Below are 25,398 nucleotides of genomic sequence, written 5' to 3' on the forward strand. Positions count from 1 at the left end.
TATGCCCGCCAATCACGAAGATTTGGCAAGCTGGTAGTAGCCGCTTCTCTGATGCCGCCGTCTGAAGATTCGACGAGTCATTCCACTCGTCGCCCTGCCCTCCTTTCCTGCCTGCTAAGTGTTATGTTCGAGTAACCGTGCATTCACTTTACGGCAGTTTATCGGTAAACCGCCCAATGTCAAATCTTTTCTGCAAAGTTTCGCGACAATTCCTGGTGAGCATAAATTGCCGACAAATGCTCGCCATTTCGGGAAATCCTGAGGGGCATGGCCGGCTTTTGCCAGAGGGACTGAGCGGGTGCCATGCCGTAAAGAAGCAGGTTGTCGTGGCCGGCCTATCGCCCAAAGTGAATGCAATATCCATGAATGTCATGCGGTCACGTTAGGACCGATCAACGCTACGCTTAACACGTCACTTTCGGACCAGAGCTCACGAGCGAGCGTCAACCGAGCGGTAAATGGCTAGTCGGCTCTGCCGTCTTGCTGGGCGAGCGACCTTCTTGCAGGACACAGGCTGGTGGCCCGTGCTTTAGCGCGTACCCAGAGTTCGCCCCAAGCAATGCGATCAGGTCCAGCCGCGACGACCCAGGCAACGCGAGTTGCGAGAAGAAAACCAACGAGCGTTATGAGTTGCGGCGCATCGTCGGCCAACTGCAGCGCTCGTGCCGCACTGAGGGCGCCCAATAGCGCTGCGATGCCGAGGGACCATCGATCACGCATCGCGACCACGGCCCCCGCCATGGCGACGAATATCGAGATCGATGCGAACGCAGTCATCCAACATACCGGGCACATCGCTGCTCTCCTGCACCTACGGATTCGACTTGAAGCGTTGGCATACGCGATCAGTGGCAGCACGAAGTCTTTTCCACGGCGGCGGATGGCGGGAGATCATTGGCGGGATTGTGGCGAAAGAAGCCTGCCGGCTTTAAGAGAAAGCCGATGTAGGCTGCCGGCATTACCGGATAATCTTCGGGCCGCGGCAGATGCGTATGACCGAAGGTGTACCAAACGACGATGTCCTGGTCGTCTACTCCGCGATCCTGCTGCGTCCAACGGATCAACCCGTCGCCGCCCTCGCTTTGATTGGGATACTCGCCGGCGGCATAACGCTCGTCGGGGCGATAGGGCGTCACCCACACGTGATTCTCAACGAATCCGGCCCGACGGCGCCATGACGAGTTAGGCGACGCATACGGACTCGCATTGTCGCCCGGAAGAAAGCGATACCCAACGGGCTGCCCGACGTGGTTCAGCTCACGGCGGTTGACGATCTTCCACGTGCGAGCGGACTCCAGGTTCAAGTTGGCTCGCGCTTGCTGCTCCGACTGTAGCCGTGTCGCTTTGCAATAGAAGGCGTTCTCAAACGGGTTGTCGTCATCAATCGTTGAGGGCACGACGTCAAGTTGATCGACGGAATTTGATGGACCGTCGAGATCAAAGTCGAGTCGCACGTTGAAGAAGTGCTGATGATTGGGAGCGTACAATCGAGGAGCCACGAGAGAGCCGAACGCCGGCGCGTCCTCCGCAGGCGACGTTCCCAGAGACAAGATTCCGGTCAGCTTGATTTCGAACTGAATATTGCCGTCTTGGTATAGGTACCAGAAGAAGCCGTACTCGTAGTTCTCGACCGTCGAGACGGATGAGATGACCAACCTTCGCGAGCGACGGACCTCCGGTTTGTTCAACCGGCGATCCGTGTGTTTCCACAGGATTCCAAAGTCCTCTTCGTGCATACAAACGGCGTTTTCTACGGTGAGTAACTCGCCTCGACTCGTCGTGAGGTGGGCGTCAAAGTAGCGAATGAGCCCCAGGCAATCGCATCCCAGCGTCAGGCTGTTGGCGCACATGCCCATGCCGTACTCGCCGACGTCGAAAGCGTTCTTTCGCCGTTGAGTCGGACTTGGATCGCCGTAAGGCACGACCATCTCTGTCAGCGACGCGCGGTAGAGAATTGATCGCTCGCGGTCGCCGTCGAGGTAGCGCAGGTGGTGCAGGGTGAGTCCCTCGCGTGCGCTGAAGCCGATGACGAACTTCCAGCGCTGCCACTCCACTTGATTCCCTTGGACCGCAAAGCTCGGGCCATCGGGCTGAACGATCTGCAGCGGACGAATGTCATCGCGTTGCGGTGAGACTCGATTGGATGCGTAATTGCAAGATTCTGGCGGAAGCGGCCAGATTCCGTACTCCTCAATACGGATCACCTCCATCCGGTTCAGGTCGACGACCGGTCGAATGCCTTCAATTGGTCGAGCGTAACCATTGTCTGTCGGGTCGCTCCGCAGGAAGCAGAGCGGACGGGCGAGTCGGCAGGCGCCTTCTTCCGACGCGCCGTAGTTCCCGGCGCTCCAGATGTCGACCATGACGAGATTTACGTCTTCAGTCCCGCAATGGCGGAGAAGCGCCGCACGAAACTCAGGGCTTGCCAGGACCGCCTGCTCGCACTCGATTTGCTCGTCGACGGTCATCGTCGGCTGAACATCCGGAACATGCCGCCATGTCGTCACTTGTCCTTCGGTAATCGAGACGACGGCTTCATAACACGCATTCTGCGCATTGTCGAAAAGCACGGCCTCTGCCTCTCGGGGCGGCAGCGGATGATCTGCGGGGGCGTGGACGAAGTGTTTCGCCGGCTCTCGCAGACTGACCGACACAAAGCGAGTGGTAGGCGTCACTCGACCGGAATCACGCAATATCTTAACTGCGGTCACAACCTCCGCAGCGCTCAGCGGTTCGAGTGGATGACGAAGTGCGTGTGACATGATTGGCGGACCTTTGTTGCAGGCATGAAGTAGAAATCGACGTATCGCCGAGGAAAAGTCAGCCTCGCGATCCGCCTAGCGAGGCCGACTGTCGACGAAGTGCATGTGGGGGCGCGAGCTATGTCATCTTTCGAACCGGTTGCGCATTAGAGGCATGATGCTAGTCCGGCAGGCCAAGCTGCTGGGAGTCGGTGGACGCCGTGTCGTGGTATAAACAGTTCAGCGAGCCGTGGCAAGAATTCGTCGTTCGCATCAGGCGTAAACTGCGGGGAGTTGAGTTCGGCGCCGTTGATTGTCGGCAAGTAAGCGCCGACGGCCGCAGCGTGGATCAACGCAACGCCGGGGTTCGTTAAGTCCTGTAGCGACAGCAGCATGCCGTGGTCGTGGGCCCATGCCGCGGCGGCGAGCAGCATGCTGTGCCCTTTGCACGTTTTCAGCGCTACGCCGCTCCAGCCCTGCGCCTGCGCTTCGGGGAGAATCTCCAAATCCGTGAGGCCTTCGTCTAGCAAGACCGGTTTCCTAGCGGTTACCGATCGCCAATCAAAACGGTCAACGACGATATCGCGGCCCGTCGGTTGCTCCAGGTAGGCGAGTGCTGCAAATGCCGCTGCGTCGTTCGCCTCAAGACGATCGAGATACTCCACGACGCTGGAAAGATCCGGATTGGCCTCATTGCTATCGACGGTGATCGTCGGCGGCGCATCGAGGAGCCGCGTTGCGAATTGGAAAACCTCGATGGTTCGCGCTACATCGGCGACAGGGTCGCTGCCCGTAATCTTCAGCTTAAGCGAACGATAGCCATGTTTTTTGATGGCCGGTTCAAGGCTATCGGCCAGGTCATCGTATTTGCCAACAACCCACCACGCAGGCAACTCGCGCCTGGGCTTTTGCATAAGCCTCGCAATGGAGGAGGCGCCCCCCTGGGGAAAGTAGCGATCTAGCAGCGGCAGCGGAGTCGGCTCGTCGTAAAAGGAGAACGCGGAGAGTTCGACGGCGGCGCCGACCGCGTCGTGCACCGCAGCGTCGAACGGGCTGATGCACATCGCGCGCGCCAACGACGGCGGATCTTCGGCAATATCGAGATCGTGGCACGCCCACTGGTGAAGCTGCAGGCCGAACTCCAAGGGGTGGAGCCGATCGTTGCCTGCTAACCTTGGCAACTCGCGGGCAGCGGTCTCGCATAGCCGCCGCAGGACGACGTCGCGCTGTTCGTGCGAGAGGGCCGGATCGGGCCACGCCCAAAGATCGCTCAAATACATCGATCCCTGGCCCACTCCAAGTCGCCCGCCGGTCGTCTCGACCGTCACAGTCACTCGGGCCTCGGTTATTTCGCGAATAGCGCCCGTGCTCAGTTGAAGCGGCGTGGCGAGGCGACGTGGAATAAATTCGGTCTCGGCCGAGCAAACGCGTGCAGCAAGCCGAGACGTCGTGGCTGAAGTCATCCGCTTTACTTTACGGGAATGAGGATTGAGAGAAGAACGGCAGGCCCTGATACATCGCACCTCAGTCCGATAACCAAGCGGCCAGATGCTTGCGTACGAACTCGTCGTCGGAAAGGTCGGGGTACTGCCTGCTAACTCGGTCGATCTCAGCTGCCTGGCCTGGACTTAGGCGTTCGTCATCATCCAGGCACCAGTTCCCTGCTAGGAGGCCTTGCCGGCGCAAAATCTCATGAATCCCGGGAACGCAGCCCTTGAATCGGTTTGCCGCGTCAAAGATGGCGCTGTTCGCGTCGGTGAGGCTGGCCGCCAGACTGAGAAGTTCAGCGGGCAGCAGAGCGTCGCCGCCAACTTCCTGGCAACGCCGGTGAAGGTTGACCGCTTGCGACGTCCAAACGGCCCACTGGCCGAGGAGGCCGCCGACGAAGCGCAGCGAATTTTCGCCGAAGTCGAATGCAGTTAGCAGATCGATTAGGATACTGTCATCGTTGCCGGTGTAGAGGGCGATGTCACGGCGACCGCTGTCGGCGACCGCCCTCACGACGTCAAGCGTCCGGTAGCGATCGAAGGCCGCGACCTTGATCGCGTAGGCGTTTTCCAACTCGCAGAATCGACGCCAGAACCCATAAGGAAGCTCGATTCCACCGACGGCTGGCTGCAAATAGAAGCCAAAAATTCCCAACTGCTCGCCAATGAGGCGACAATGATCGATCATCGATTCAATGTCGCAGCGCCCGAGCGACGTTAAGTTCACCAAACCGAATTGGTAGCCAAGCTGCGCCGCTAGCTCAGCCTCGCTGACCGCTTGCGCCGTCTCGCCGCAAATGCCCGCGACTCGCACTAGCTTGCCGCTCCCGCTCGATTCGAAGCGGTCGAATTCCTCCTGAGCTAGTCGCCACACCGGTTCCAGAAGTCCGCAGCGAGGATCGTGAATCTTGAACTGCGTCGTGTGGACGCCCACCGCTAAGCCGCCTGCGCCGGCTGCAAGATAATAGCGACTTAACGCCCGTTGCCGACGCTCGTCGAGGCGTCGATGGCTGTCGAGCGCCAACGGATGAGCCGGTATGACGCACCCTTGACGTAGCGTCGCAGCGCTCTCGGCGCGCCGGCCGACGGACGTCATTGGTCGGATGAGGTCAGAATTTGCCATCGATCACGTCAAAATGTGTGGGACGATTTAAGGTCTCGCCGCCGCGGCTGACCCACTCGGCCGTCCAGTGAATCAGCTCTTCCGACGTGACCCTCAAAGGCCCCAGCGTGTTCAGCGTTCGCCCCGCATCGCTCAGCAATGCGGTGGAGGTCTCTTGGCCAACGAATCTAACGTTGCGGTTCATCAGTCGGCCGAACTCTTCGCAGACGCTGCGGGTGGAAATGACGTCGGGGCCTGTCAGATTGAGGACTCGGGATGGCGTCGCCGTCAAATCAAAACAAGCCAGCGCCATGGCGTTGGCGTCCCCTTGCCAGATGCAGTTGAAGTAGCCCATCTCCAGTGAGATCTGCTCGTTTCGAAATACCTTTGTCGCCAAGTCCACCAGGACGCCGTAGCGCAAATCAACGGCATAGTTTAGCCGGACAATCGCTGTCGGAGTCTGGTGAGCATCGCTGAAAAACGCGATGACTCGCTCGCGACCCACCGCGCTCATGGCGTATTCCCCAACCGGGCGCAATTCATCAGTCTCGACGGACCCCCGACCTGCGGCGTCGGTCATTCCGTAAACATTCCCGGTCGAGAACGCCACGATGCGGCTGCCCCGGAACCGGTTCATCACGGCGCCCGGCAAATAGGCGTTCGTCGCCCAAGCCGCCCCAGGCGAGCCGGTGGCGCCAAACTTAAATCCCGCCATGAACATCACATTTTCGCAGTCGGGCAGAGTCCGGAGGAACTGCGGGTCGAGCAGGTCGCCGCTGAGCGTGACGACCCCAACGTCACTTAATTGACGGCGAGCTTGTTCATCGCTGAAGCGACTGACGGCGATCACGCGACAATGGCGCTGCGACGCATCGGCCGCGCGCCGCGCCATCCGCACCAGCGAGGGCCCCATCTTGCCGCCGGCCCCTAAGACCAAGAGGTCGCCAGACATGCGCTGAAACGTCGAACTCGTCCGGTCTGATGGATCGCTTAACCGCGATTCCAGCGCCGGTACGTCCGCCGGCGCCCTCTCGGTCCTAATCGCTGGTACCGTCAAGAAATGGCTCCGCAGCTCGAACGGTCGGCGTCATGACCGCAGCCAATGTGAATGCAGTTATTCGTCTTCAAGCGGCAACTTACGAGGAAAGTTCGCTAAAATCAATGGAGTAGCCGGAAAATCGTTGCAATCTAAATTCACTATTTGTATATTCCGACGCGGGCGGAGGTCTGCAGAGCATTGCAGCGGTTTGTTAGTAAGCAACGCGATTGTCTAGCAATACCCAGGAGCGCCGATGAGTAGTTCCTCTCCTCGCCCGACCTCGCCGCAGGCGGGACGACGTGATCTCATGGGCGCCGCTGTGTGCGGCGCCGCCGGCGTCCTGGCGATGACTGGGCGCTCGACATTCGCGGAAGTCCCGACCACTGAGCCTGCTGCAGACGGCCCCGTTGGCGCGTCGTTTTCAAAAAAGGCGCTGCGCCCCGCCGGCGCTCCGTCGGCCGACGTCGGCTACTCGCCCGCAATTTTGGCGCAAGGTCAAAAGTTGCTATTCATCTCGGGACAGGGCCCCGCTGACCTGCAGGCCGACATGGAGACTCAAATTCGTCAGACGTTTGATCGCATTGGTCTGCTGCTTGAAGCGGCCGGCGCTACCTTCGCAAATGTCGTCATTATTCGATCGTACTGGGTCCACATGCTGCGCGACGTGGAGATCTTTCGCAAGGTTCGTAAGGATTACCTCGTCGAGCCCTACCCTGCGTCAACTGCGGTCGGCACGCCCGAATTAGCCATTCCTGGTTTGGAACTCGAAATCGAGGCCGTAGCTGTCCTGTGAGGCGGCCGCCGTCTATGTTCGACATGTTCGCTACGATCTAAGGCCGCCACTGGCCTGGCTCGACCCCTCTGTCCGGCGACCCAATGACTGCTCCAAAGGGAGTTACCCGCCGTCGATTCGTACAAGCGTCGGTCGCCCTGGCCGGGATGGCAGCGGCGTCCAAGCTGCACTCAGCGCAGGAACCTGCCGGCGAAGGACTGTTCGACGTCCATCTGCATCTCTCTCAAGCATGGTATGGCGCGGATCATGGTCCGATTGACGCTCGCCAGTTGCTCGCCTGGATGGACGCCCATGATGTAGCGCACGCCGCGGTCTTGCCGCTGGTATCCCCGGAAGCGTTCTGGTATCCCGTCACAACAGAGTTCGTCCTGTCCGAAACCCGCGCGCACCGCGATCGATTGTTCCCCTTCTGCGCCGTCGATCCCCGTACGCTCGCCACTCACCTGCCGCAGCGGAAAGACGTCGTCGACCTACTGAAGCGATACCAAGACGCCGGCGCCGTCGGCTTCGGCGAACACAAACCGAATTTACCCATTGATGATCCGCTTAATATGCGTCTCTACGAGGCGTGCAGCGACGTCGGCCTGCCGCTCCTCTTTCATCTCGACAATCTCGCGAACGTCGATGAACCAGGGCTGCCCGGATTGGCTCGCGCCCTTGCGGCGTTCCCCGATCTCACGTTCATCGGGCATGGCAAAGGTTGGTGGGCGTCTATTTCAGGCGGACTGACAAAAGCAGATCTTCATGTGGGATATCCGCGCGGCGCCGTCATCTCCGGAGGCGCCGTCGACCAGCTTATGGATCGCTATCCAAATATTTACGGCGATCTTTCCTCCAGCGGGGCGCACGCTTTGACGCGGGCCCCTGCCTTCGGTCGCGATTTTATCCGCCGTCGGGCTGACCGCTTGCTGTTCGGCACCGACTACTACGACCTGACTCAGCAAGCGTTTCCGCAGTTCTCGTTGTTTGACGAATTAGAAGTTGACCCCGACGTGCGCCGAAAAATTGGCGGTGCGAATGCCCGACGTCTGTTGGGATAGTCACCCTACCTCACAACCTCCTTCACGAGACGCCGCCATGCCCGGACGACAACGTTTTGCTAATCGCCGTGAGTTCCTCGCAGCCACGCTAGCCGGAACTGCCGCGGTGGCGCTACGCGGCTCCGCGACGGCAAGCGAGGCAGCGCCCCCATTTCCAACCTACGAAAAAGCCCAAATCGCCATCACGCTCGATCTGGAGATGGCCCGTAATTTTCCCAATTGGGGCGACACCCATTGGGACTACGAGAAAGGGAATCTGAATCAAGCCGCTAAAGACTACACAGTGGCCGCATGCAACCGAGTGAAGGCGCGAGGCGGACGAATTCATACGTTCGTCGTTGGACAGGTTTTTGAACAAGAAAACGTCGAATGGCTCAAACAGATCGCGGCAGACGGTCACCCCATCGGCAATCACACGTACGATCACATTTACTTGCTGGCCCATTCGCCGGCAGAGCTACAATATCGTTTCTCACGCGCGCCATGGCTCATCGGCGGCCGCGAACTCCCCGACGTCATTCGCGAGAATATCGCGCTGACGAACATAGCGCTGAAGGAACGCATCGGCGTGAAGACCAACGGGTTCCGTACCCCCGGCGGCTTCGCAACGGGCTTGGAGAACCGTGAAGACATTCAGAATATTCTGCTGGGATTAGGATTCGACTGGGTCAGTTGCCGTTATCCGGCCCACGCCGGCATGGAAGACCTGTACGGCAGCGGGCGAAAACCGTCGCAGTTGGCGTTCGACGAGATTCTGCGCGCACAGGCAGATTCGCAGCCGTTGCGATACTCCACGGGGCTAATTGACGTCCCCATGAGCCCCGTGAGCGATATCGGCGCGTTTCGCACCGGCCGCTGGGAGCTTGAATCGTTCCTAGAGGCCGTCGAAATGGGCGTCAACTGGGCGATAGAGAATAAAGCGGCGTTCGATTTTCTAGCCCATCCATCCTGCTTGGGGGTCGTTGACGGCAACTTCCGCGCGATTGACTTGATTTGCGACCTCGTCGCGAAGTCACCCGAAAAGGCTGAGCTAGTGACGCTCGACGCCATCGTCGCCAAAGCAAAACCGCAGCTATCGCCCGAGCGTGAGCCTTCGTAGGTGCTTTCGGGCGTTGGCAGCATCATCAGCGCGAGACGGGTGACCGTTCAGTTTTTATCCATGAAGCTGGGGACTCGAGATGAAGCAGTGGCACTATGCTCTCGTCGCACTGTTGGCAATGCAGGAGTTCGACGCCATCGCGGAAGAGGCGTCGCTCCGACAGTACTCCAATAAGCTGACGGTCCTCACGGATCCCGGCCCCTTGCTGGGCGACTACCCCGAATTTGTGGAGCCAATCGAGGAAGTAACGCGCTACGAGGGCGAGACTCTCGTCGACGACGAAGGGGCTGACCTCGAAGTCAGGGCGTGGCGTTTTTCGTACAATGCCCGCGGCGTGATCGAAATTCCCAATCGATTGCGCGCCGATCAGACGGCGATTATCGTTGTGCATCCCTGGGGCATCGATGATGGTCAGGGCTGGAAGACTCCGGAACCGGCCGGCGTCGCCGACTTCTGCACGCCCGACAAGAACCACTTGGCCGGTCGCCACACGCGAGAAGTGATCGATCCGCTGTTGAAGCGGCTACGACCTCACGTCGCTCAGGTCATGTACAGCCTTCGCGGCGGTGAGTATCCCGTCCATAAAAAGCTGTATCGCTCGATCCGTTACAATCCCACGGACGCCGAGCGTGAGGAGGGAAAACGCGAGCAACAGGCGATCCTCAGCGCGTTCGACTACCGTGGCCGGGACCTTCCTCAAACGCTGGAGGTATCTGCCGATCGGCCCGTGGTCGACTACTTCAAGCAGTTTCCAGGCCTCCAATTCGGGCCCGACTACGACAACGCGGGATTCTGGGACATGCCGATCCCCGTAACGAGCGATATCACGATGGATCGGGATGATGTCGTAATCTACGACGACGACGGCTACGCCCCGCTGAAGGCGTTTCTCCAGGCGCAGGGCGTGCGGCATGTTCTGCTGGTCGGATACGCGACCGACATGTGCTTTAAGGCCACGACCGCCGGCTACGACAACTTGTCGAAGGACTTTAACGTGTTTCTTGTGGGAGATGCGACGCTCGCGACATTCCCTGCCAATTCGACTCCGCGATATGCCACGAATGCTCACATTTCATTCGCGGCGCTCAATCAGCTCGTAACGCAATGCTCGTGGATCAAACTCAAGCCTGTGGAAACGGCTCAAGCGGGACAATAGTTCACGCGCCAGTCTCACGATAGTCGCGAGATCGGACATTGCGAGTGCTTCCGCCGCGAGCAATCCGGTCGCGCCCACAAGAATTCGAGACGAGCCGTTCATGACAATCGACTTCAGACCGTGGTCGTTGCTGGCGGCGCTAGTATGGTGCTCGGGAGCGGCGATCAGTTGCCACGGACAGGCGTTGATCGACGACGACGCGACGACCCATCCGCTTATGCCAGGCGTCCGGTCCGTCGATCTCCATGATGCGAACTGGCCGCGGGCGATGCACGATCGATTAGCCACGGGCTTCTCGCCGTTAAGCTGCAATATGTCGGAATCGCCGCACGTCATCGCGGAGATCGCCGCCAAAGGGTCGCTAAACGGCATTCGCATCACCGAGGGATCAACTCACGATCCCCGGATTCTCGTTGACGATGGCAGGTTGCGATCAATCAGCGCGGCGGGGCGCGAACTCTGGTCGCGCCCCTCCCCCGGATCGATTCTGGCTTGCGGCGATCTCCGTCAGAATGGACAGCGTCACGCCCTGCTTGGCGCCGGTCGGACATTAACGCTAATTAACCTTGAGTCAGGTGTAACGGAATGGAAATTTGACTGCGACCCCGCCTACGCATCAGCTCAGTGGGCGTCGGTCGCTGACGTATTACCGGAGCGCCCAGGGCAGGAGATCATGCTCTTTCCCAATTACTCCGAGGAGGGGATGCTGATTAACTTGCCCCCCCAAGGCGAGCCGTCGACGCTATGGCGCGTCCAAGCCGTCGTCAGCGGCGATTTCAACGAACGCTACGATCATTACAACGGCGTCGTCGTTTTGGACGATTCCAACGTCGCTCGACCGGTAATCTGGAACATCCGCCGCCACCGCTGCCGGGGCTTTGACGCGCACACGGGCGAACTGATCAGTTCCGTCGTCTATGACGTCGGTGGAGCTCAGCGACGCAACTATGGAGCAGTGAAGCTGGGGCACGGCCTCGATAATCAACCCTTCGCCGCCGTCTTTGGCGAATCGGTTCAAATCCATGTTCACGCCATTCGCTTGCGATCCGACGGCGACAGCGAACTCGCCTGGCAGCACTTCTACGGCGAAGTCTACAAAGACGAACCTGGCGTTGCTTTAGCCAGTCATGGGCTGGTTGACTACGATGGCGACGGCATTGATGAACTGGCCTATTCCGTCCGCGACCCGGCGCACAACTACCGATCGTTTATTAGATTTCGCGCCATCGACACGGGAGCTGTCAAGTTTGAGTTGGCTGATCATTGGGGCGCGAGCATCTTCCGAGGCGTCGGAAAAGAGAAAGCGAAGGGACTGCTGGCGTTTAAAGCAATGGGCGGCGCCATGCCAAGCGGCGGCGAACTTGCCTGCTATCTCTTCCAACAAGGAGAACCTCCGCGACGAATTGCCACGCTGCCGGATGTGGCCTCGTGTGGTCTCGCTTCGATCGACGTCGCTGGAAATGCCGAGCTCCTTTTTCGAGAGGCCGATGATCAAGGAGCAGACGGTATTACCAGCTACACGATCGATGCGGGTCGACTCGTTAGGAGCGAGCGAACGGCGGCCGCCGCAATGGCGTCGACGCCGCTAGTCGGCGCAATCGAAGCGAAGGAACTCCCGGATCAGATTTTCCTGCAGTGCACCGACGGCGACTTGCGCGCATTAGACTGGGAAGGCCGCATCAAATGGGCGACGCCGCTTCACGGCGGTGCGGCGGCGACCATTGTTGCCGCAGATCTCGATCACGATCGCAAGGCGGAACTGATCGCGGCGACGCCCGACGCTCGCTTGCGCGTCTTCGCCATGAGCGCCGATGGCAGCGTCACGGAGCGCGATTTTCCGTCGCCCGTCTCAGCGATCCGCCTTCGTCAACCCGTGGTTTACGACCTTAAAGGCTCCGGCGACCTGGCCATCATCACCGCCGTCCAAGATCGACAGGGTCAACTGGCAATTCGAGCGTTGCAGCCGGATGGCGTCGCGTTATGGGAAACGCCGATCGACGTCACCGCAGAGCAGATCACCGAGGTTGTTCTGAACCCTGGACAGTTTCTCGCCGCAAACCACTCCGCCGTCGCGGTCTCATTGCAGGATGATCGCCGCGTGCGCGAGGGAACGTACTTACTTGACGGCGAGTCAGGCGCAGTCATCTGGTCGAAGCGAACTCATCGCGATGGAGCCATCTCGATGCCTTACCGGCCCAACGGCGTTCCAACGGCATACGATATTGACGGCGACGGCGCCGATGAGATCGGGATGGACCTGATGAGCTATATGGCCTACCTCCGCGGCCGCGACGGCGAATTCGCCTACATTCGTCCAACCCACAACATACGGAGCGAGGGGGCCGTCTTCGCCGGTCACCTCTACAACACTTTCTGTCCGCTATTCCAAACGCCCCAGGAAACCCGCCCGCACTGGTTCGTTTCGGCAGGATTTGGACCTTTCGGTCTGATGAATCAAGATCCCGAAACGGGGGTGTGGAGCGAGGATTTAGACTACGACGTTCCCCCCAATATTGGCTTTATCGACGTTGATGGAGATGGCCGTCTTGAGGCGGGCTACGCGGCGCAGAACAGTAAGGAGTTCGTCTGTCGGGACCTATGGACTGGCGCCGTCGAATGGCGGCTCGAATTGCCTTTTGCGCCGAACAGCGGATCGATCACCGCAGATTTCAACGGCGATGGGCGCGGTGATTTTCTTTGCGGCCCTTTCTGCATCGGCGTCAACGAGCAGCGCCAGGGGAAGCTACTGTGGCAGAGCCCAATCGGCTTGTCGCGGCCCATCATCGCCGACTTCAACGGCGACGGCGTCGGCGAAGTGGCTACGTCGCTCGCCGGACGAATTGTCGTGCTGTCTGGAGGTGATCCGTGAACTCGAGACGTCGATCGCGTTCTGATACGCATCCCTGCATGAGGTACAGCGCTGGACGTTTCTCGCCACTGGGTTTGATCAGTTCGAAGTAACTGTATGTTGCGAGGGCCAAGAGCGGCCGGGGGGAGGGTGTCGCAGGATTAACGCTGCGTATCCGAGGCCACCGCTTGGTGATATTGGTGCATGATAGACGACGTCGACGCCTTGACTTAAACTGATCTTCTCGCTGGCCTTTTCGGCCTCTCGTCCTCATTTTCAATCCGTGCGATCTGGCCGTTGTGACGGTCCCTGGCATCGGCTGGTCAATTTTGGCCAGCAAAACAGCAAACGCTCCACGCCAAGCCGGAGGTTTACTTCCGCAGTTCGCCTGGGTGAACGATCGCTAACCGAGATTTTCGCATGCAGGCGCCACTCACGCCTTTGGAATTCGGGCGACGCGCCCGACGACTTTACGCTCGTTATGAGGCGGTCGTGGATGGCGCGACGCGTCTCACCTATGACGAGTTCTTTGACCGTTGTGATCGCTGGTCGACGGTCCTCAGGGAGTTAGGCGTCTCGCCCGGCGACCGCGTCGTCTGCATCGCGCCGAATACGCGCGCGCATTTGGAGTCATTTTACGCGATTCCGCAGATTGGCGCCGTCATTGTCCCGGTCAATTATCGCCTTTGCTCGGATGACTTTCGGTACATCATCGAACACAGCGGCGCGACCGTGGTCTGCGCCGATGGAGAGTATCTTAACGCTATCGACGAAGTGCGCGGAGACTTAGCGGGGGTCGCCCATTTCGTCGCCTTCGACGGGGCAAAACCTGGTTGGCTTTTCTACGAGGAAGCGCTTGGGACCGCTTCGCCCGCCCGCGATTTTCCGGCGATTCGAGAAGACGATCTGCTTTCCATCAACTATACGAGCGGCACGACGGCGCGACCTAAGGGCGTCATGCTAACGCACCGCAATGTTTACCTAAACATTCTCGGACGTTTAGCTCACACCCACATGACCTCTGCCGAACGGTATCTCTGGACGTTGCCGATGTTCCATGTCAATGGCTGGGGCTTTGTGTGGGCCGTGACCGCCGTCGGCGGAACGCATGTTTGCCTGCGCAAACCGGATCCGCACGCGGTTTTCAACAGTTTGAATCGCGACTCGATCACGATGTTCTGCGCAGCTCCAACCGTACTCATCAGCTTGGCCCATGCCCCTGAGGAACTCCGCCGCGCAGCGCCGCGCGGAGTACGCGTCCTCACAGCTGGGGCGCCTCCTGCTGCCGCAACCATTCAACGAGTGGAGGACGAACTGGGCTGGTCGATCACCCACGTCTACGGGCTGACCGAAGTTTCCCCAGTCGTGACAATTTGCGAACCGCGGAGCGAACACCGGAAGTTAGACGCCCCGGACGCCGCCAAGCTGAAAGCCCGGCAGGGGGTCGAGTGCATCGCGGCCGGGGAGGTACGAGTCGTCGATGATGCAGGGGAAGAAGTGCCGCACGATGGTCAGACGCTCGGCGAAATCGTCATGCGCGGCCATGCCGTCATGGACGGCTACTATAACGATCCCGACGCGACGGCGCACGCTTTTCGCGGCGGTTGGTTCCACAGCGGCGACGCAGCCGTCGTCCACCCAGACGGATACATTGAGATTCGGGATCGCTGGAAGGACGTCATCATCAGCGGCGGCGAGAATATTTCCTCGGTGGAAGTCGAAGGCGTGTTGATTCGACATCCCGCCGTGCAAGAAGCCGCTGTCGTCGGCGTATCGCATGAAACGTGGGGCGAAACTCCGCACGCATTTGTGGTCCTACGCGCCGGCGAGATCGGCGAGGCTGACGCTCTGCGACTCTTTTGCCGTGATCATCTCGCCCACTTCAAAGTTCCGCGTGAATTCCATTTCGTTTCCGAACTTCCAAAAACTGCTACAGGCAAAGTTCAAAAATACGTGCTTCGTGGCGGTCGAGCCAACGTCCGCTAAGACCTGAAAAAAATAGCGCAGCGGTGCCGGCGGAAGGAACGACCGAGGCCAACTTCGAGTTATCGAGCAAGCCGCAAAAACGCTAGAGAGCTTACTCGCCGTCGTGATGGCAACCGAAGCGTCGAGGGTCGTTATCGCACTGCCGCGCTTAGCTGGGCTTAAAAATACCCGATTTACTGGGTGAGCCGAAGCATCGAATCATCGCAACGCTTGGGCACGCCGGAGACCAGCGGCAAGTGATGAGCCTCACCGAGAAATCCTGACTGCGCATACAAAAACCTGCTCAAGATGCGCGTCACCGTCGAGCGGGAGTGGCGGGGCAGGCGTGTCACTAAAAGTATGCTGGAAAATGCGTAACGGATCAATGAGAACACAAAGTCCCCCGGTCAGGTGGAAGAGAGGTCTTTTACCGATTACGTAAACGCTAGTTCCGCAAGCAGAACCTGCCGCTTAGGGGCGTGTTTTGAGGCCCGAAAGGGGGCGCGGCGTCGCGGGCAGCCAGACGAAGTCCGACCTCCTTCTTCAATTCCGCACAGCTAAGCCTGTAAGTTACCGATCGCTTAGCCGTTAGCCGGCTACCGCTAAATCCAGTGCCGTTTGGCGGCATGAATGCTTGGGGAGCTTAACGCCCAGCCCTCAGTGAAGAGGCTTCTGCGACGGCGTCCAGTGCGTATCGCACGGGTGCCGCACGGACTTGCTCTCTACTTTTTCAGCTCTCGCCTGTCGCGAGGGCGGTTGTGTACCCCACACGACCGCCCTCGACAGGGGCGGTCCCTTTGAAAAGGAACGTCCCATGAACTGCTCAGCAATCGTCGCTGCTGATGACGCCCCTCCCCTCCCCTGGCAAGCCTCGTTCGTCCAGATGCTGCCGACGATCCGGCGCTACGCACGAATCGCCTTCCGTGAACTGGCCCCCGAAGAACGCGAAGAGGCGATCCAAACGGTCATCGCTTCGGCTGCGGTCGCCTATGCCGGGCTGGCGCAGGCGGGGCGAGCGAAGCTCGGCTACGCCACGCCGTTGGCCCGTTACGGCGTGCGGCGCTATCGATCCGGGCGCTTGACCGGAAGCCGTGACAACGCGGCGGACGTCGGCTCGGTGAAATGCCGGCTGCGCGGCTGTCGCACCGAACCGATCGACTCGATCGCCCAGTCCATTAGCGACTACCGACGGGCAAGTCCCGCGGAGATGGCGGCGCTGCGGATTGACTTCAGCCAGTGGTACGGTTCGCTCTCCCGTCGTGATCAGCGCGTGGTCCACGCGCTGGCGCAGGGGGAACGGACGAGCGCCGTCGCGGAGCTCTGTCGGCTGACCGCCGGACGAGTCAGCCAGCTGCGGCGCGAGCTGCACGACAGCTGGCGGTTGTTCGTGGGAGATACGGCTCCGAGTCCGTGCTAGAGCGCGCGGGAGGGCTGCCAGCGCCGGGGCGCACGCTCTGGCGCTGGCGGCCGCCCTGCCCTCCCCTGAAGAGCAAGGGGGGCTTTGCTTAGCTATCAGCGAAGAGGCGCGCTGGTTCTCGGTAGAACTTGAGCTACTTGCCGAAAAATGCCAAGTGACGGGCAGCGGGCGGGGCGAGATCGATCGCCAACGATCCGGCCTGAGCGTCATTGCTGACAGTTATCACGAGATAATTGCCGGACATGATGTCCGGCGATGAACCTCTGGCTCCGCCTACCAAGTTGCCAGACGAACAACGGCTTATGCCGATTGTGCTTTCCGCTCCCGACCGGGTCGTGTTGTGGTGCGGCGGCCCAGAGTTTACCCAATTACCACGCATGGCGAAGCGGACGATGCTCAACGTTATGGATGCGCAGCTTGTTCAGGCGGCGTGCGACCGTTTCACCGCAGAGTCTAAAACGAGAGTACTATTCTTAACGAACAGTGTTATACGGGATTCCATGATGGGGACGAAGAAGCGATCTAACCTGCTGACCGACTAACTGCGGCAGGCGATCGATGACTCTGGCCTGACTAGATATCGCGTCTCCCAAGAGACGGGCGTCGGCGAAAGGGCGCTCTCGCAGTTCTACAATGGACATCGCGGCCTCTCGATGGAAGCCTTTAACTCGCTGGGTGAGCTTTTGGAATTGAAGATTATGTTAGGACGCCGGCCCGGCGCCAAAGGAGAGTAGAGCATGGCGAGCATCACTCGCGACAAGAATGGCCATCGGCGCATTCAATTTGTCGACTTAGATGACGAACAGCTGGCAATCCGGTTGGGTAAAGTCTCTCAACGCGCCGTGGAAGCCCTGAAGTTCCGCGTCGAGCAGCTGTTAGCGGCGAAACAGACGGGCCATGCCCTTGAGGCCGACACTGCCCATTGGTTGGCTGCCTTGCCCACGGCGATGGCCGAGAAGCTAGCTCGCGTCGGATTGATCACTAGACCCAATACCAAGCCGGCGGCCAATCTGGGACCATTCCTGGATTCGTATCTGGCCGGTCGTAGTGATCTCAAGCCGTCGACCAAGATTGTGCGCGGGCAATTGATTAGGGACTTGCGGCAGTTCTTTGGTGAAGCTCGCCAGGTAAGTACGATCAGTCCCGGCGATGCGGACGACTTTAAGCAATGGATGGTGGGGCGGGAACTGGCCCCCGCAACGATCCACAAACGCTTGCAGGTCTCCCGCTCGTTCTTTCAGGCGATGCTATGCCGCAAGCTCATTGCGGAGAACCCGTTCGAAGGCGTTAATGCGTCGGCAACTGGGATTCAGGATCGCCAACGATTCGTGTCGCGCGACGAGGTACGTCGCGTCTTGGAGGCCTGCCCCGATCACCATTGGCGTTCGATCGTTGCCCTGGCCCGGTATGGCGGCCTCCGGACTCCCAGCGAGACGCTGTCAGTGAGGTGGCAGGACATTAACTGGGAAGCCGGCCGCATCATGGTTCGATCCCCAAAAACCGACCACGATGCTGGAAAGGCAAGCCGGACGATCCCCCTCATCGCCGAGCTACGGCCCTTTCTGACGGAGGCTTTTGACCTGGCGCCGATCGGCGCTGAACACGTGGTCGACGAAAGGTATCGACGGGCGGCAATGGGGGCTGGAGGGAGGTTGAACGCGAATCTGCGGACTACGTTCACTAAAATCGTTCGCCGCGCCGGCTTTGAGCCCTGGCCGCGTCTCTTCCACAACCTCCGGGCCAGCCGTGAGACCGAGCTCGTCGAGAACTACCCGATTCAAGTGGTCACCGACTGGCTGAGGAATACTCCCACCGTCGCAATGAGGCACTCTCTGATGACCACGGACGAGCACTTTGAGTCAGCCGTTCGGGGCGAGCCGGAGGCGGCGCAGAAAGCGGCGCAGCCGGGACGCGTTTCGGCTCGCAGGGAGTCGCAGCCGACTCGACCGGCGCATGAAAACACCCCGGAAATGCCGGGGTGTGCGAGTAGATGCGAAATCACGCAACTAGTAGAAGTGGTGAGGACGCACCCGTGTTCGAGCATAGTACGAGCGGAAGGGACTGACAACCAGATGTTTGGCAACCCTTCACCTGCCCGGATCGTTGGGATCGAAGCAAATCATCGCGGTTTCGGGCTGCCGGGCTCGGAATGTGCTTCGTCTTCGATCTGGTCTTCGTAGTGAGCCAACGGATCAAACTGGTCCGCGACCTTATGAACACTCCTGGAAATAATCCGGTTCAAATCTGGGTTGATGCAGATGCTTGCCCTGCTCCGATTAAGGAGATTCTCTATCGAACTGCACGCCGGTTACAAGTGGAGCTGACACTGGTTGCCAACCAGTCCATGCATGTTCCATCCAGTAACTTGATTCGATTGATTACGGTTCCCGAAGGCGCTGATATCGCTGACGACAAAATTGTCGAGATGCTTGCGCCCGGGGATGTGGTGATCACTGGCGACATTCCACTTGCTGCTCGCGTAGTCGACAAGTCAGCAATTGCTATCGGCGTTCGCGGCGAGCTATTTGACGAGAACAGCGTGCATGACCGGCTAGCCTCACGCGACTTGATGGAACAATTCCGGTCGGCAGGCGTTGATACCCGTGGCCCCAGTCAGCTCTCTAAGAAGCACCTGCAAACCTTCGCGAACGTCTTGGACCGAACGCTCACACGATGCCTGAAGAAAGGCTAGCGCGTTTTCATCCGAAACGAGGCGTCTTACTCAAGACTGGCCGTGGAAATCCCCAAGACGCTGCCAACGCATCGGCGGCGTGTTCCGGGTCGAGGACGTTGCCCCACGGCCCATTCCGCAAGTAAGCGTGAGCAAATTCATGCGCGATCACGTAATGGGCGAAGGCTTCTTCGCACTCGGAGAGTCGTGCCCTCAGAACCACGCTCCGGCTACTAATGACAGAAGCTTCCGGAGCGGCCATGAATACCGAGGAGCCCTCGCCCGGAATATAGTTGTCTAGCAAAACGGTGAAGCAAGCATCGGTCACAAAGTCTTGCTGAACTTCCGTTGGCAATGCACTGAGCACCTGCAAGACGCGTTGCCTCAGCGGTTGGCAACGCTCAAACGCTTGAAGATAGACGGAAAACATTCGAATGTGGTTCGTTCGCGTTGAGATCTGAACGGCAGAGTATTAGTGGGCTGTGTGTCCACGCCCTCGCTGCGAGGCGCATTGGACGGCAAGATGCACTGTAGACGTTCAAAGATGCAAAGGAACCGAACGCATTTGCTCGCTCTCCAAAGGCGGTTGCGGAGGATCAATCCAAGGGATCCCTTGGTTCTCCGCATACATTTTCGCAATGCGTGACTTGAATTCGCGCGTCACCTTCATCAACACATCCCGCTCCGAGTTAGCGCTGGCCCTGATTTCGCCAGCATCAACGCCGGCAAGGTTAGCCACTCGACCGCTGATCGTCCCGTCTTCGGTTTTGCAAACATAAACGATACAAGTAAACGCAGGAACGGCGGGCTTGGAGTCTCCAGTGATCCCAAGCGATTGGGGGTTATCGGAATTGGCACTGTCCGTATTCGATGGCGTGTTCATTGCTGGCTTTCAGATCGCTGGAATCATTTCGCTCCACACTCGGTTGCCCCACGCGGGGCGTCGCCTAGTCATCTTCTGCGCGAAGGACTGCAATGAAGGCCTTTTGGGGGATGTTCACGCTGCCGAACAGTTTCATCTTGGCCTTCCCCTTCTTCTGCTTCTCGAGCAGCTTTTTTTTGCGTGTCACATCGCCGCCGTAGAGCTTCTCCGTGACATCCTTCCGATACGGCTCGACCGTGGTTCGTGCGATGATTTCGCCGCCAATGGCGCCCTGAATCGGAATTTTGAATTGATGGCGAGGAATCTCCTTGGCCAGCTGTTCGCAGTAATGCAGAGCGCGTGCGCGCGCCTTGTCACGGTGAACAAGATAGGAAAGCGTATCAACGGGCTCCTTGTTAATTAGAATATCGACCTTGACGACGTCAGTTTGGCGATACTCAATTGGCTTGTAGTCGAACGACCCATATCCTCGCGTCAACATTTTCAGCTTGCCGTAGAAGTCGAATAGCACCTCTCCGAGCGGCATCACGCTGGTCACCTCCATCCGCTTGGCAGACAGATAGTCCATGGTCTGACTCTCCGAGCGATGCTCTCGACACAGTTCCATCACTCCGCCGACATACTCTTCGGGAGTAATGATCGAAGCCTTGATGTACGGCTCGCTGGCAGATTCGATGGACATCGGATCGGGCCAATAACTCGGATTGTCCACTTCCATCTCCGACCCGTCTCGTAGGGTCAGCATGTACTTCACTGAGGGCGCAGAGATTACCAAGCCGATATCGAACTCTCGCTGTAATCGCTCCTGAATAACGTCCAGATGCAACAGGCCCAAAAACCCGCAACGGAACCCAAAGCCAAGCGCCGCCGAACTATCTTTCTCGAATGTCAGAGCTGCGTCGTTGATTGAGAGTTTGTCCAGAGCCTTCGCAAGTTCCTGGTACTCGCCGGTATCCATGGGATAAATGGACGAGAACACGACCTGCCGCGCTTCCTGATAGCCAGGGATTGGCTCCTCAGCTTGTCGATCAAGGAGCGTGAGGGTATCGCCGATTTCAATGTCCTGCACGCTCTTGACGCCAGCGACGATATATCCAACTTCGCCTGCGCTGAGTTGCTTGCGCGGAACCAGTTGGAACTGGTTGTAGCCCACTTCATCCACCTTAAAGTCGCGATTGGCGTGCATGAAGTGGATCGTGTCGCGCGGCTTGAGCGTTCCCTCCATCACGCGGCATTGCAAGATCACGCCACGGAACTTGTCGAAATGAGCGTCAAACACAAGAGCCTTTAAAGGCGCGTTGGGATCGCCTTGAGGTGGCGGCAGTTTTTCGACGATGCCCACTAGCACTTGCTCAATGTTAACGCCGTTCCTGGCGGAAATTGGAATCGCAGCGAACGGATCGAGTCCCAACTCCGCGTCAATCGCTTCTTGAGCGCGCTCGATGTCTGCCGAGGGTAGATCGATCTTGTTGATGATCGGCAGCAGTTCCAGGTTGTGTTCCAAGGCCATGTACAGATTGGCCACGGTCTGCGCTTCCACTCCCTGCGACGCATCGACAACGATCAAGGCGCCTTCACACGCCATTAGTGAGCGCCTGACCTCATGCGAAAAATCGACATGGCCAGGCGTGTCGATGAGATTCAGCAGGTAATCTTTGCCGTCCGGAGCGCGATAATTGAGCGTAATCGTGTTGCTCTTGATGGTAATGCCGCGTTCGCGTTCGATATCCATCGAATCGAGCATCTGCTCATGCAGGTCTCGCTGCGCAATTCCACCGCATTGTTGGATAAGACGGTCTGCCAGAGTTGACTTGCCGTGGTCAATGTGGGCGATGATGCAAAAGTTGCGAATGTGTTCCATGACACAGTTTTATCAGGAAACTTTGTGAAGCAGCAGGAGGCCGCAGGAAAGCATATGCAACGAACGAAGAACCAAAATACGGTGTACCGTCGGGGTAGTTGTTCACGTTGCGAGTTGAGGTCGTGGTTGAATGTCCGGAGTCACGTAACGCCTGGGCGACGCTGGAGCCCACGCGAAAGTCTCTGGGAATCGCGACGCCCGGTAATGGGGATTCTGAAGCACCGAGAAAGCAGGCGAAGGTCGCGCCGCCGACTTCGGAACAGCCCGTCGCCACGGTCGAGCCGCCTGCCGCTCTGCTCGAACCAGAACTGCGAGAGCAGCATTTCACCATCCGCTACGGCGAAACGGGGCACAGCTATGAATCGATTGTCGGCCCGTATTTGAAAGGTGCATCCGAACTGCATGTGGAGGACCCGTACATTCGGCTGACGCACCAGGTGCAAAACTTCGTGCGATTTTGTGAAGCGGTGGTCAAGTTGTCGGCGGTAAAAAAGATTCGCCTTGTTACTAACTACGACAATCAAGAGCAGCTTACGGAAGTTCAGCAGAAGTTCGAAGAGCTGACCCAGAGCCTCCTGGAAATGGACATCGTCCTGGAAATCAAGCTGAATCCGAACCTACATGACCGTGAAATTCGAATCGACAATGGCTGGGTCGTAAAAATCGGCCGCGGCCTCGATTTCTACCAAAGACCGGCAAATTGGTTTGAGATCGGCGTGAATGACCTCGCGCTTCGGAAGTGCCTGGAAACTAAAGTGGATATTTACAGAAGCGGCACTGCCAGCTAATTCGGAATCTATCGCCTCCTGGACGCTACAAGGGTTAGGCTCTGTCTCAAACTCAAACCACTACGGTTCGAAGATCTTCATTGGGCTTGACGGACTCTTAACCCAAAGCGTTGTGAGACGAGAGACATTTGAGAGTTCCTCGTCGGACAGGTCTTTGATCGCGGGGTCGGCGGCCAGTGGAATGTATCACCCACGGCGAGGACCGTACCTATGAGAAAGGGCGGCATGCGCCCAAAATGGCGCAAGTTGTTGCGACAACTGGCCTACAAACGAAAAAGCCCAGGCGGGCGGCCTGGGCTTTGGTCGTTTACCCCGGGGTCGGGAGATTTCGCTACCCGTGGGTACAAGTGGCGGGGGCCGGAATTGAACACCCCCTGCAAAACGGGGCAAACTCCATCGGAGAGGGCGAAAGCGGCGCAGAATGCGGCGCACTGTGCGCGCAGGAAGCCCCTTTCGACCCCGAGTTGGCGGCCGTTGTTGAGGCGTGGGCGACGCTTTCGGAAGCCATTAAGGCCGGCATCTTGGCAATGGTGCGTGCAGCCCAAAAACGCGAGGACTAATTCGTCAAAGTGCACGCACGACGAGAGTGGTGCGCGGCGCTTGGGAGGGCTCAATATGCCCAAAAAGCACCCTAGCCGGTCCTATCTGGCACCCTCCAGGGAAGCGGTTAAGTGGACTTTGTTTTCGCAGGCGAAATGCAGTCGGCGCCTCGAACCACCTCGCGACGCGAGAATTGCCTGACTGCCGGCCTCCGAAGCGACTTTCTTGCATCGAAACGCTTTCCACACTGCCGCCATATGCGACAATCGACGATGGCCGATGCAAGCGGATCCGATTGCTGATCCGACCGTGTGTCGCCGGTTCCACGGCGTCGGCTATGGTGCTCCGGCAGTCGCTCATATCAACGGGCCGAGTTCGCCCACGGAAATTGACCCATGAATTCATTCATCACGCCGTTTGCGGCTGCGTCTCTCTGCTGTTGGTTTGCCGTTGCAGTCTGCGGCGAGAGCGCTGCAGCGACGTCGCCGGCGAGTTTGACGCCAATCGCGACGCTGCGACCACCCAGCCAAGTTGAGAGGTTCGCCGCCCACCTCGACGCCGAGGGAGACTTGCTGGCCGTGGGCGGCGGCTCGGGATCATTTCTGTTTACACGCCTCGACGGAGGAGGTCGGCAATGGTCGACGAACATCGAGAAATTACACTCGAGCGGGGGCTGGGCCGAAGTTGACATCGACGCAGATCGCGTGATTACTAGTGCCCCCGGCGGCGGCGGAGTGTGGCGCAGACAACAGCCCGGCGAAGCCGCTCCCCAATTATTGGCGGACCTCGTGCTCGCGAACCGAAGTTCGCACGCTCAGGCCGGAGAAGGAGTTGCGCTCGAGGGCGAGATTGCCGTCGTGGGTGCAGGGAACAACGACTTTCAAGGTCGACAGAGCGTAGGTACGGTGTCCATTTTTCAGCAGGGCCTGTATGCGCCCGGCGTGTTCGACGAGCTGAAAACAATCTGCCCGTTGGACATCGATCCCGGCGATGACTTTGGCGATAACTTGGCGCTGGAGGGGGACGTACTTGCAGCGAGCGCAACATCAAACGATGCCGTCGGCGCGGTGTACTTATTCGAACGCAACGTCGGCGGCCCGGACAACTGGGGGCAAACGGCTAAACTCGTCCCGTCGGTTGTGACGTCGCCACGTTCATTTGGAAGCGATTTGGCGTTCGACGAAGATCGGTTAATCGTTGGGGCCGCCTCGCGCGCGGGCGGCCATGGGCAGGCCTTTATCTTTGAACGAGACGCCGACGGCGCTTGGCACGAGGCCGCGCGGCTCCTTCCTCCAGCGTCGTATCGTGGCGACGAATTCGGCCACGCAGTTGACATCCAGGGCGACCTCGCGGTCGTTGCGGCACCCGCACGGTTTAACGAGGCTTCCGTCATTCACGGGGCGCGTGCGTATGTGTATAGCCGCAACCTAGGAGGGTCGAACGCGTGGGACCTTGGCGCCGTAATCGACGTCCCACCTGATTTTGACGGATCCGAATTCGCTTACTCGGTCGCAGTCATGGACCAAAATATTCTTGTCGGTAGCTATATCCGCGGCGCCGTGTACGTTTACGCGATTCCAGAGCCGACGTCCTTAAGTCTTGGCTGCGTTGCGGGGCTGACTGTCTTTGCCTTGACTTCTACCAAGCGGCGGAACGTCTCAGCAGTGGACAAGTAAGACCTCAAACTATCGGACGCCCTCCCCTCACGGCGTCCTGAAATACGATTATAGGCCGTAAGCGACGGGCGACCCACTAGGTCGCATTCGCGGGGCGACGATGGAATCACCGCATTTCGGGTCGTAGTGCCGCTGGCTGCGGCGCAACTTTGTCGGTGGTGTGACCGAGCCCGCCTCGGGATCCACTATCGGGTCACGAATCGGTCGGCCGCAACTGAGGCGGCCGCCGACCGTTTAAACGGAGCGATAACGGGAGTGTGACGGATGACCAACGGTCGAAACGAAAACGGTC

General features: G+C 59.0%; 19 protein-coding genes. 11 read left to right on the plus strand and 8 right to left on the minus strand.

Annotated features, from left to right (window positions below; translation table 11 throughout):
- Positions 1-462: 462 nt before the first annotated feature.
- The 5 genes from I41_RS22780 to I41_RS22800 all read right to left on the minus strand — a co-directional run bounded on the left by I41_RS22780 (position 463) and on the right by I41_RS22800 (position 6,282).
- Positions 463-795 (minus strand): hypothetical protein, encoded by a 333-nt coding sequence (locus I41_RS22780; RefSeq protein ID WP_145435245.1) that lies wholly within the window; start codon positions 793-795, stop codon positions 463-465.
- A 50-nt stretch (positions 796-845) separates the two neighbouring features.
- The gene (locus tag I41_RS22785) at positions 846-2,762 is read right to left on the minus strand and encodes a primary-amine oxidase (protein WP_145435247.1); all 1,917 of its coding nucleotides are present in this window, start codon (positions 2,760-2,762) and stop codon (positions 846-848) included.
- A 146-nt stretch (positions 2,763-2,908) separates the two neighbouring features.
- Complete coding sequence (locus I41_RS22790) at positions 2,909-4,075, minus strand: enolase C-terminal domain-like protein (RefSeq protein ID WP_210421039.1); 1,167 nt, start codon at positions 4,073-4,075, stop codon at positions 2,909-2,911.
- 190 nt (positions 4,076-4,265) lie between these two features.
- Positions 4,266-5,351 carry a dihydrodipicolinate synthase family protein gene (locus I41_RS22795; protein ID WP_246133731.1) on the minus strand — a complete coding sequence of 362 codons (1,086 nt, stop codon included), beginning with the start codon at positions 5,349-5,351 and terminating at the stop codon, positions 4,266-4,268.
- Positions 5,338-6,282, minus strand: a complete 945-nt coding sequence (locus I41_RS22800) for an NAD-dependent epimerase/dehydratase family protein (RefSeq protein ID WP_145435251.1) — start codon at positions 6,280-6,282, stop codon at positions 5,338-5,340. The genes I41_RS22795 and I41_RS22800 overlap by 14 nt, the downstream gene beginning before the upstream one ends.
- A 340-nt stretch (positions 6,283-6,622) precedes the next feature.
- Between I41_RS22800 and I41_RS22805 the strand changes: the two genes are divergently transcribed.
- The 9 genes from I41_RS22805 to I41_RS22845 all read left to right on the plus strand — a co-directional run bounded on the left by I41_RS22805 (position 6,623) and on the right by I41_RS22845 (position 19,379).
- On the plus strand, positions 6,623-7,162 hold the full coding sequence (locus I41_RS22805) for a Rid family hydrolase (RefSeq protein WP_145435253.1): 540 nt from the start codon (positions 6,623-6,625) through the stop codon (positions 7,160-7,162).
- A gap of 83 nt (positions 7,163-7,245) precedes the next feature.
- Complete coding sequence (locus I41_RS22810; RefSeq protein ID WP_145435255.1) at positions 7,246-8,202, plus strand: amidohydrolase family protein; 957 nt, start codon at positions 7,246-7,248, stop codon at positions 8,200-8,202.
- A gap of 37 nt (positions 8,203-8,239) precedes the next feature.
- Complete coding sequence (locus I41_RS22815) at positions 8,240-9,301, plus strand: polysaccharide deacetylase family protein (protein WP_145435257.1); 1,062 nt, start codon at positions 8,240-8,242, stop codon at positions 9,299-9,301.
- A gap of 79 nt (positions 9,302-9,380) precedes the next feature.
- Positions 9,381-10,457 (plus strand): isochorismatase family protein, encoded by a 1,077-nt coding sequence (locus tag I41_RS22820; protein ID WP_145435259.1) that lies wholly within the window; start codon positions 9,381-9,383, stop codon positions 10,455-10,457.
- Positions 10,458-10,557: 100 nt separating this feature from the next.
- The gene (locus I41_RS22825; protein WP_145435261.1) at positions 10,558-13,326 is read left to right on the plus strand and encodes a hypothetical protein; all 2,769 of its coding nucleotides are present in this window, start codon (positions 10,558-10,560) and stop codon (positions 13,324-13,326) included.
- Positions 13,327-13,725: 399 nt separating this feature from the next.
- Positions 13,726-15,291, plus strand: coding sequence for a long-chain-fatty-acid--CoA ligase (locus I41_RS22830; RefSeq protein ID WP_145435263.1), 1,566 nt, complete (start codon positions 13,726-13,728; stop codon positions 15,289-15,291).
- Positions 15,292-16,084: 793 nt separating this feature from the next.
- Positions 16,085-16,687 carry a hypothetical protein gene (locus I41_RS22835; protein WP_145435265.1) on the plus strand — a complete coding sequence of 201 codons (603 nt, stop codon included), beginning with the start codon at positions 16,085-16,087 and terminating at the stop codon, positions 16,685-16,687.
- Between the two features lie 737 nt (positions 16,688-17,424).
- Positions 17,425-18,867, plus strand: a complete 1,443-nt coding sequence (locus I41_RS22840; protein WP_145435267.1) for a tyrosine-type recombinase/integrase — start codon at positions 17,425-17,427, stop codon at positions 18,865-18,867.
- Complete coding sequence (locus I41_RS22845) at positions 18,867-19,379, plus strand: YaiI/YqxD family protein (RefSeq protein WP_246133732.1); 513 nt, start codon at positions 18,867-18,869, stop codon at positions 19,377-19,379. Before I41_RS22840 ends, I41_RS22845 begins: the two co-directional genes overlap by 1 nt.
- A gap of 7 nt (positions 19,380-19,386) precedes the next feature.
- Here I41_RS22845 and I41_RS22850 read toward each other — a convergent pair whose 3' ends face one another.
- The 3 genes from I41_RS22850 to lepA all read right to left on the minus strand — a co-directional run bounded on the left by I41_RS22850 (position 19,387) and on the right by lepA (position 22,102).
- The gene (locus tag I41_RS22850; protein ID WP_145435269.1) at positions 19,387-19,788 is read right to left on the minus strand and encodes a hypothetical protein; all 402 of its coding nucleotides are present in this window, start codon (positions 19,786-19,788) and stop codon (positions 19,387-19,389) included.
- A gap of 108 nt (positions 19,789-19,896) precedes the next feature.
- Complete coding sequence (locus I41_RS22855; RefSeq protein WP_145435270.1) at positions 19,897-20,241, minus strand: hypothetical protein; 345 nt, start codon at positions 20,239-20,241, stop codon at positions 19,897-19,899.
- 64 nt (positions 20,242-20,305) lie between these two features.
- Entirely contained in the window at positions 20,306-22,102 is a 1,797-nt protein-coding gene (gene lepA / locus I41_RS22860) for a translation elongation factor 4 (RefSeq protein WP_145435272.1), read from the minus strand.
- Between the two features lie 107 nt (positions 22,103-22,209).
- Between lepA and I41_RS22865 the strand changes: the two genes are divergently transcribed.
- Together I41_RS22865 and I41_RS22870 are read left to right on the plus strand one after the other, a co-directional pair.
- Positions 22,210-22,890 (plus strand): MIT C-terminal domain-containing protein, encoded by a 681-nt coding sequence (locus I41_RS22865; protein ID WP_210421040.1) that lies wholly within the window; start codon positions 22,210-22,212, stop codon positions 22,888-22,890.
- A 935-nt stretch (positions 22,891-23,825) separates the two neighbouring features.
- Positions 23,826-25,106 (plus strand): hypothetical protein, encoded by a 1,281-nt coding sequence (locus I41_RS22870; RefSeq protein WP_145435276.1) that lies wholly within the window; start codon positions 23,826-23,828, stop codon positions 25,104-25,106.
- The last annotated feature ends 292 nt before the right edge of the window (positions 25,107-25,398 follow it).

This window comes from Lacipirellula limnantheis (genome assembly GCF_007746075.1).
Classification (GTDB): Bacteria; Planctomycetota; Planctomycetia; order Pirellulales; family Lacipirellulaceae; genus Lacipirellula; species Lacipirellula limnantheis.

What these genes read in the sequence shown, in the direction of transcription:
- I41_RS22825 (WP_145435261.1), top strand. Translation starts at nt 10,558, where the DNA reads ATGACAATCGACTTCAGACCGTGGTCGTTGCTGGCGGCGCTAGTATGG.
- I41_RS22830 (WP_145435263.1), top strand. Translation starts at nt 13,726, where the DNA reads ATGCAGGCGCCACTCACGCCTTTGGAATTCGGGCGACGCGCCCGACGA.
- I41_RS22795 (WP_246133731.1), bottom strand. Translation starts at nt 5,351, where the DNA reads ATGGCAAATTCTGACCTCATCCGACCAATGACGTCCGTCGGCCGGCGC.
- I41_RS22810 (WP_145435255.1), top strand. Translation starts at nt 7,246, where the DNA reads ATGACTGCTCCAAAGGGAGTTACCCGCCGTCGATTCGTACAAGCGTCG.
- I41_RS22855 (WP_145435270.1), bottom strand. Translation starts at nt 20,241, where the DNA reads ATGAACACGCCATCGAATACGGACAGTGCCAATTCCGATAACCCCCAA.
- I41_RS22815 (WP_145435257.1), top strand. Translation starts at nt 8,240, where the DNA reads ATGCCCGGACGACAACGTTTTGCTAATCGCCGTGAGTTCCTCGCAGCC.
- I41_RS22800 (WP_145435251.1), bottom strand. Translation starts at nt 6,282, where the DNA reads ATGTCTGGCGACCTCTTGGTCTTAGGGGCCGGCGGCAAGATGGGGCCC.
- I41_RS22780 (WP_145435245.1), bottom strand. Translation starts at nt 795, where the DNA reads ATGTGCCCGGTATGTTGGATGACTGCGTTCGCATCGATCTCGATATTC.
- I41_RS22835 (WP_145435265.1), top strand. Translation starts at nt 16,085, where the DNA reads ATGAACTGCTCAGCAATCGTCGCTGCTGATGACGCCCCTCCCCTCCCC.
- I41_RS22850 (WP_145435269.1), bottom strand. Translation starts at nt 19,788, where the DNA reads ATGTTTTCCGTCTATCTTCAAGCGTTTGAGCGTTGCCAACCGCTGAGG.
- I41_RS22785 (WP_145435247.1), bottom strand. Translation starts at nt 2,762, where the DNA reads ATGTCACACGCACTTCGTCATCCACTCGAACCGCTGAGCGCTGCGGAG.
- I41_RS22805 (WP_145435253.1), top strand. Translation starts at nt 6,623, where the DNA reads ATGAGTAGTTCCTCTCCTCGCCCGACCTCGCCGCAGGCGGGACGACGT.
- I41_RS22840 (WP_145435267.1), top strand. Translation starts at nt 17,425, where the DNA reads ATGGCGAGCATCACTCGCGACAAGAATGGCCATCGGCGCATTCAATTT.
- I41_RS22820 (WP_145435259.1), top strand. Translation starts at nt 9,381, where the DNA reads ATGAAGCAGTGGCACTATGCTCTCGTCGCACTGTTGGCAATGCAGGAG.
- lepA (WP_145435272.1), bottom strand. Translation starts at nt 22,102, where the DNA reads ATGGAACACATTCGCAACTTTTGCATCATCGCCCACATTGACCACGGC.
- I41_RS22870 (WP_145435276.1), top strand. Translation starts at nt 23,826, where the DNA reads ATGAATTCATTCATCACGCCGTTTGCGGCTGCGTCTCTCTGCTGTTGG.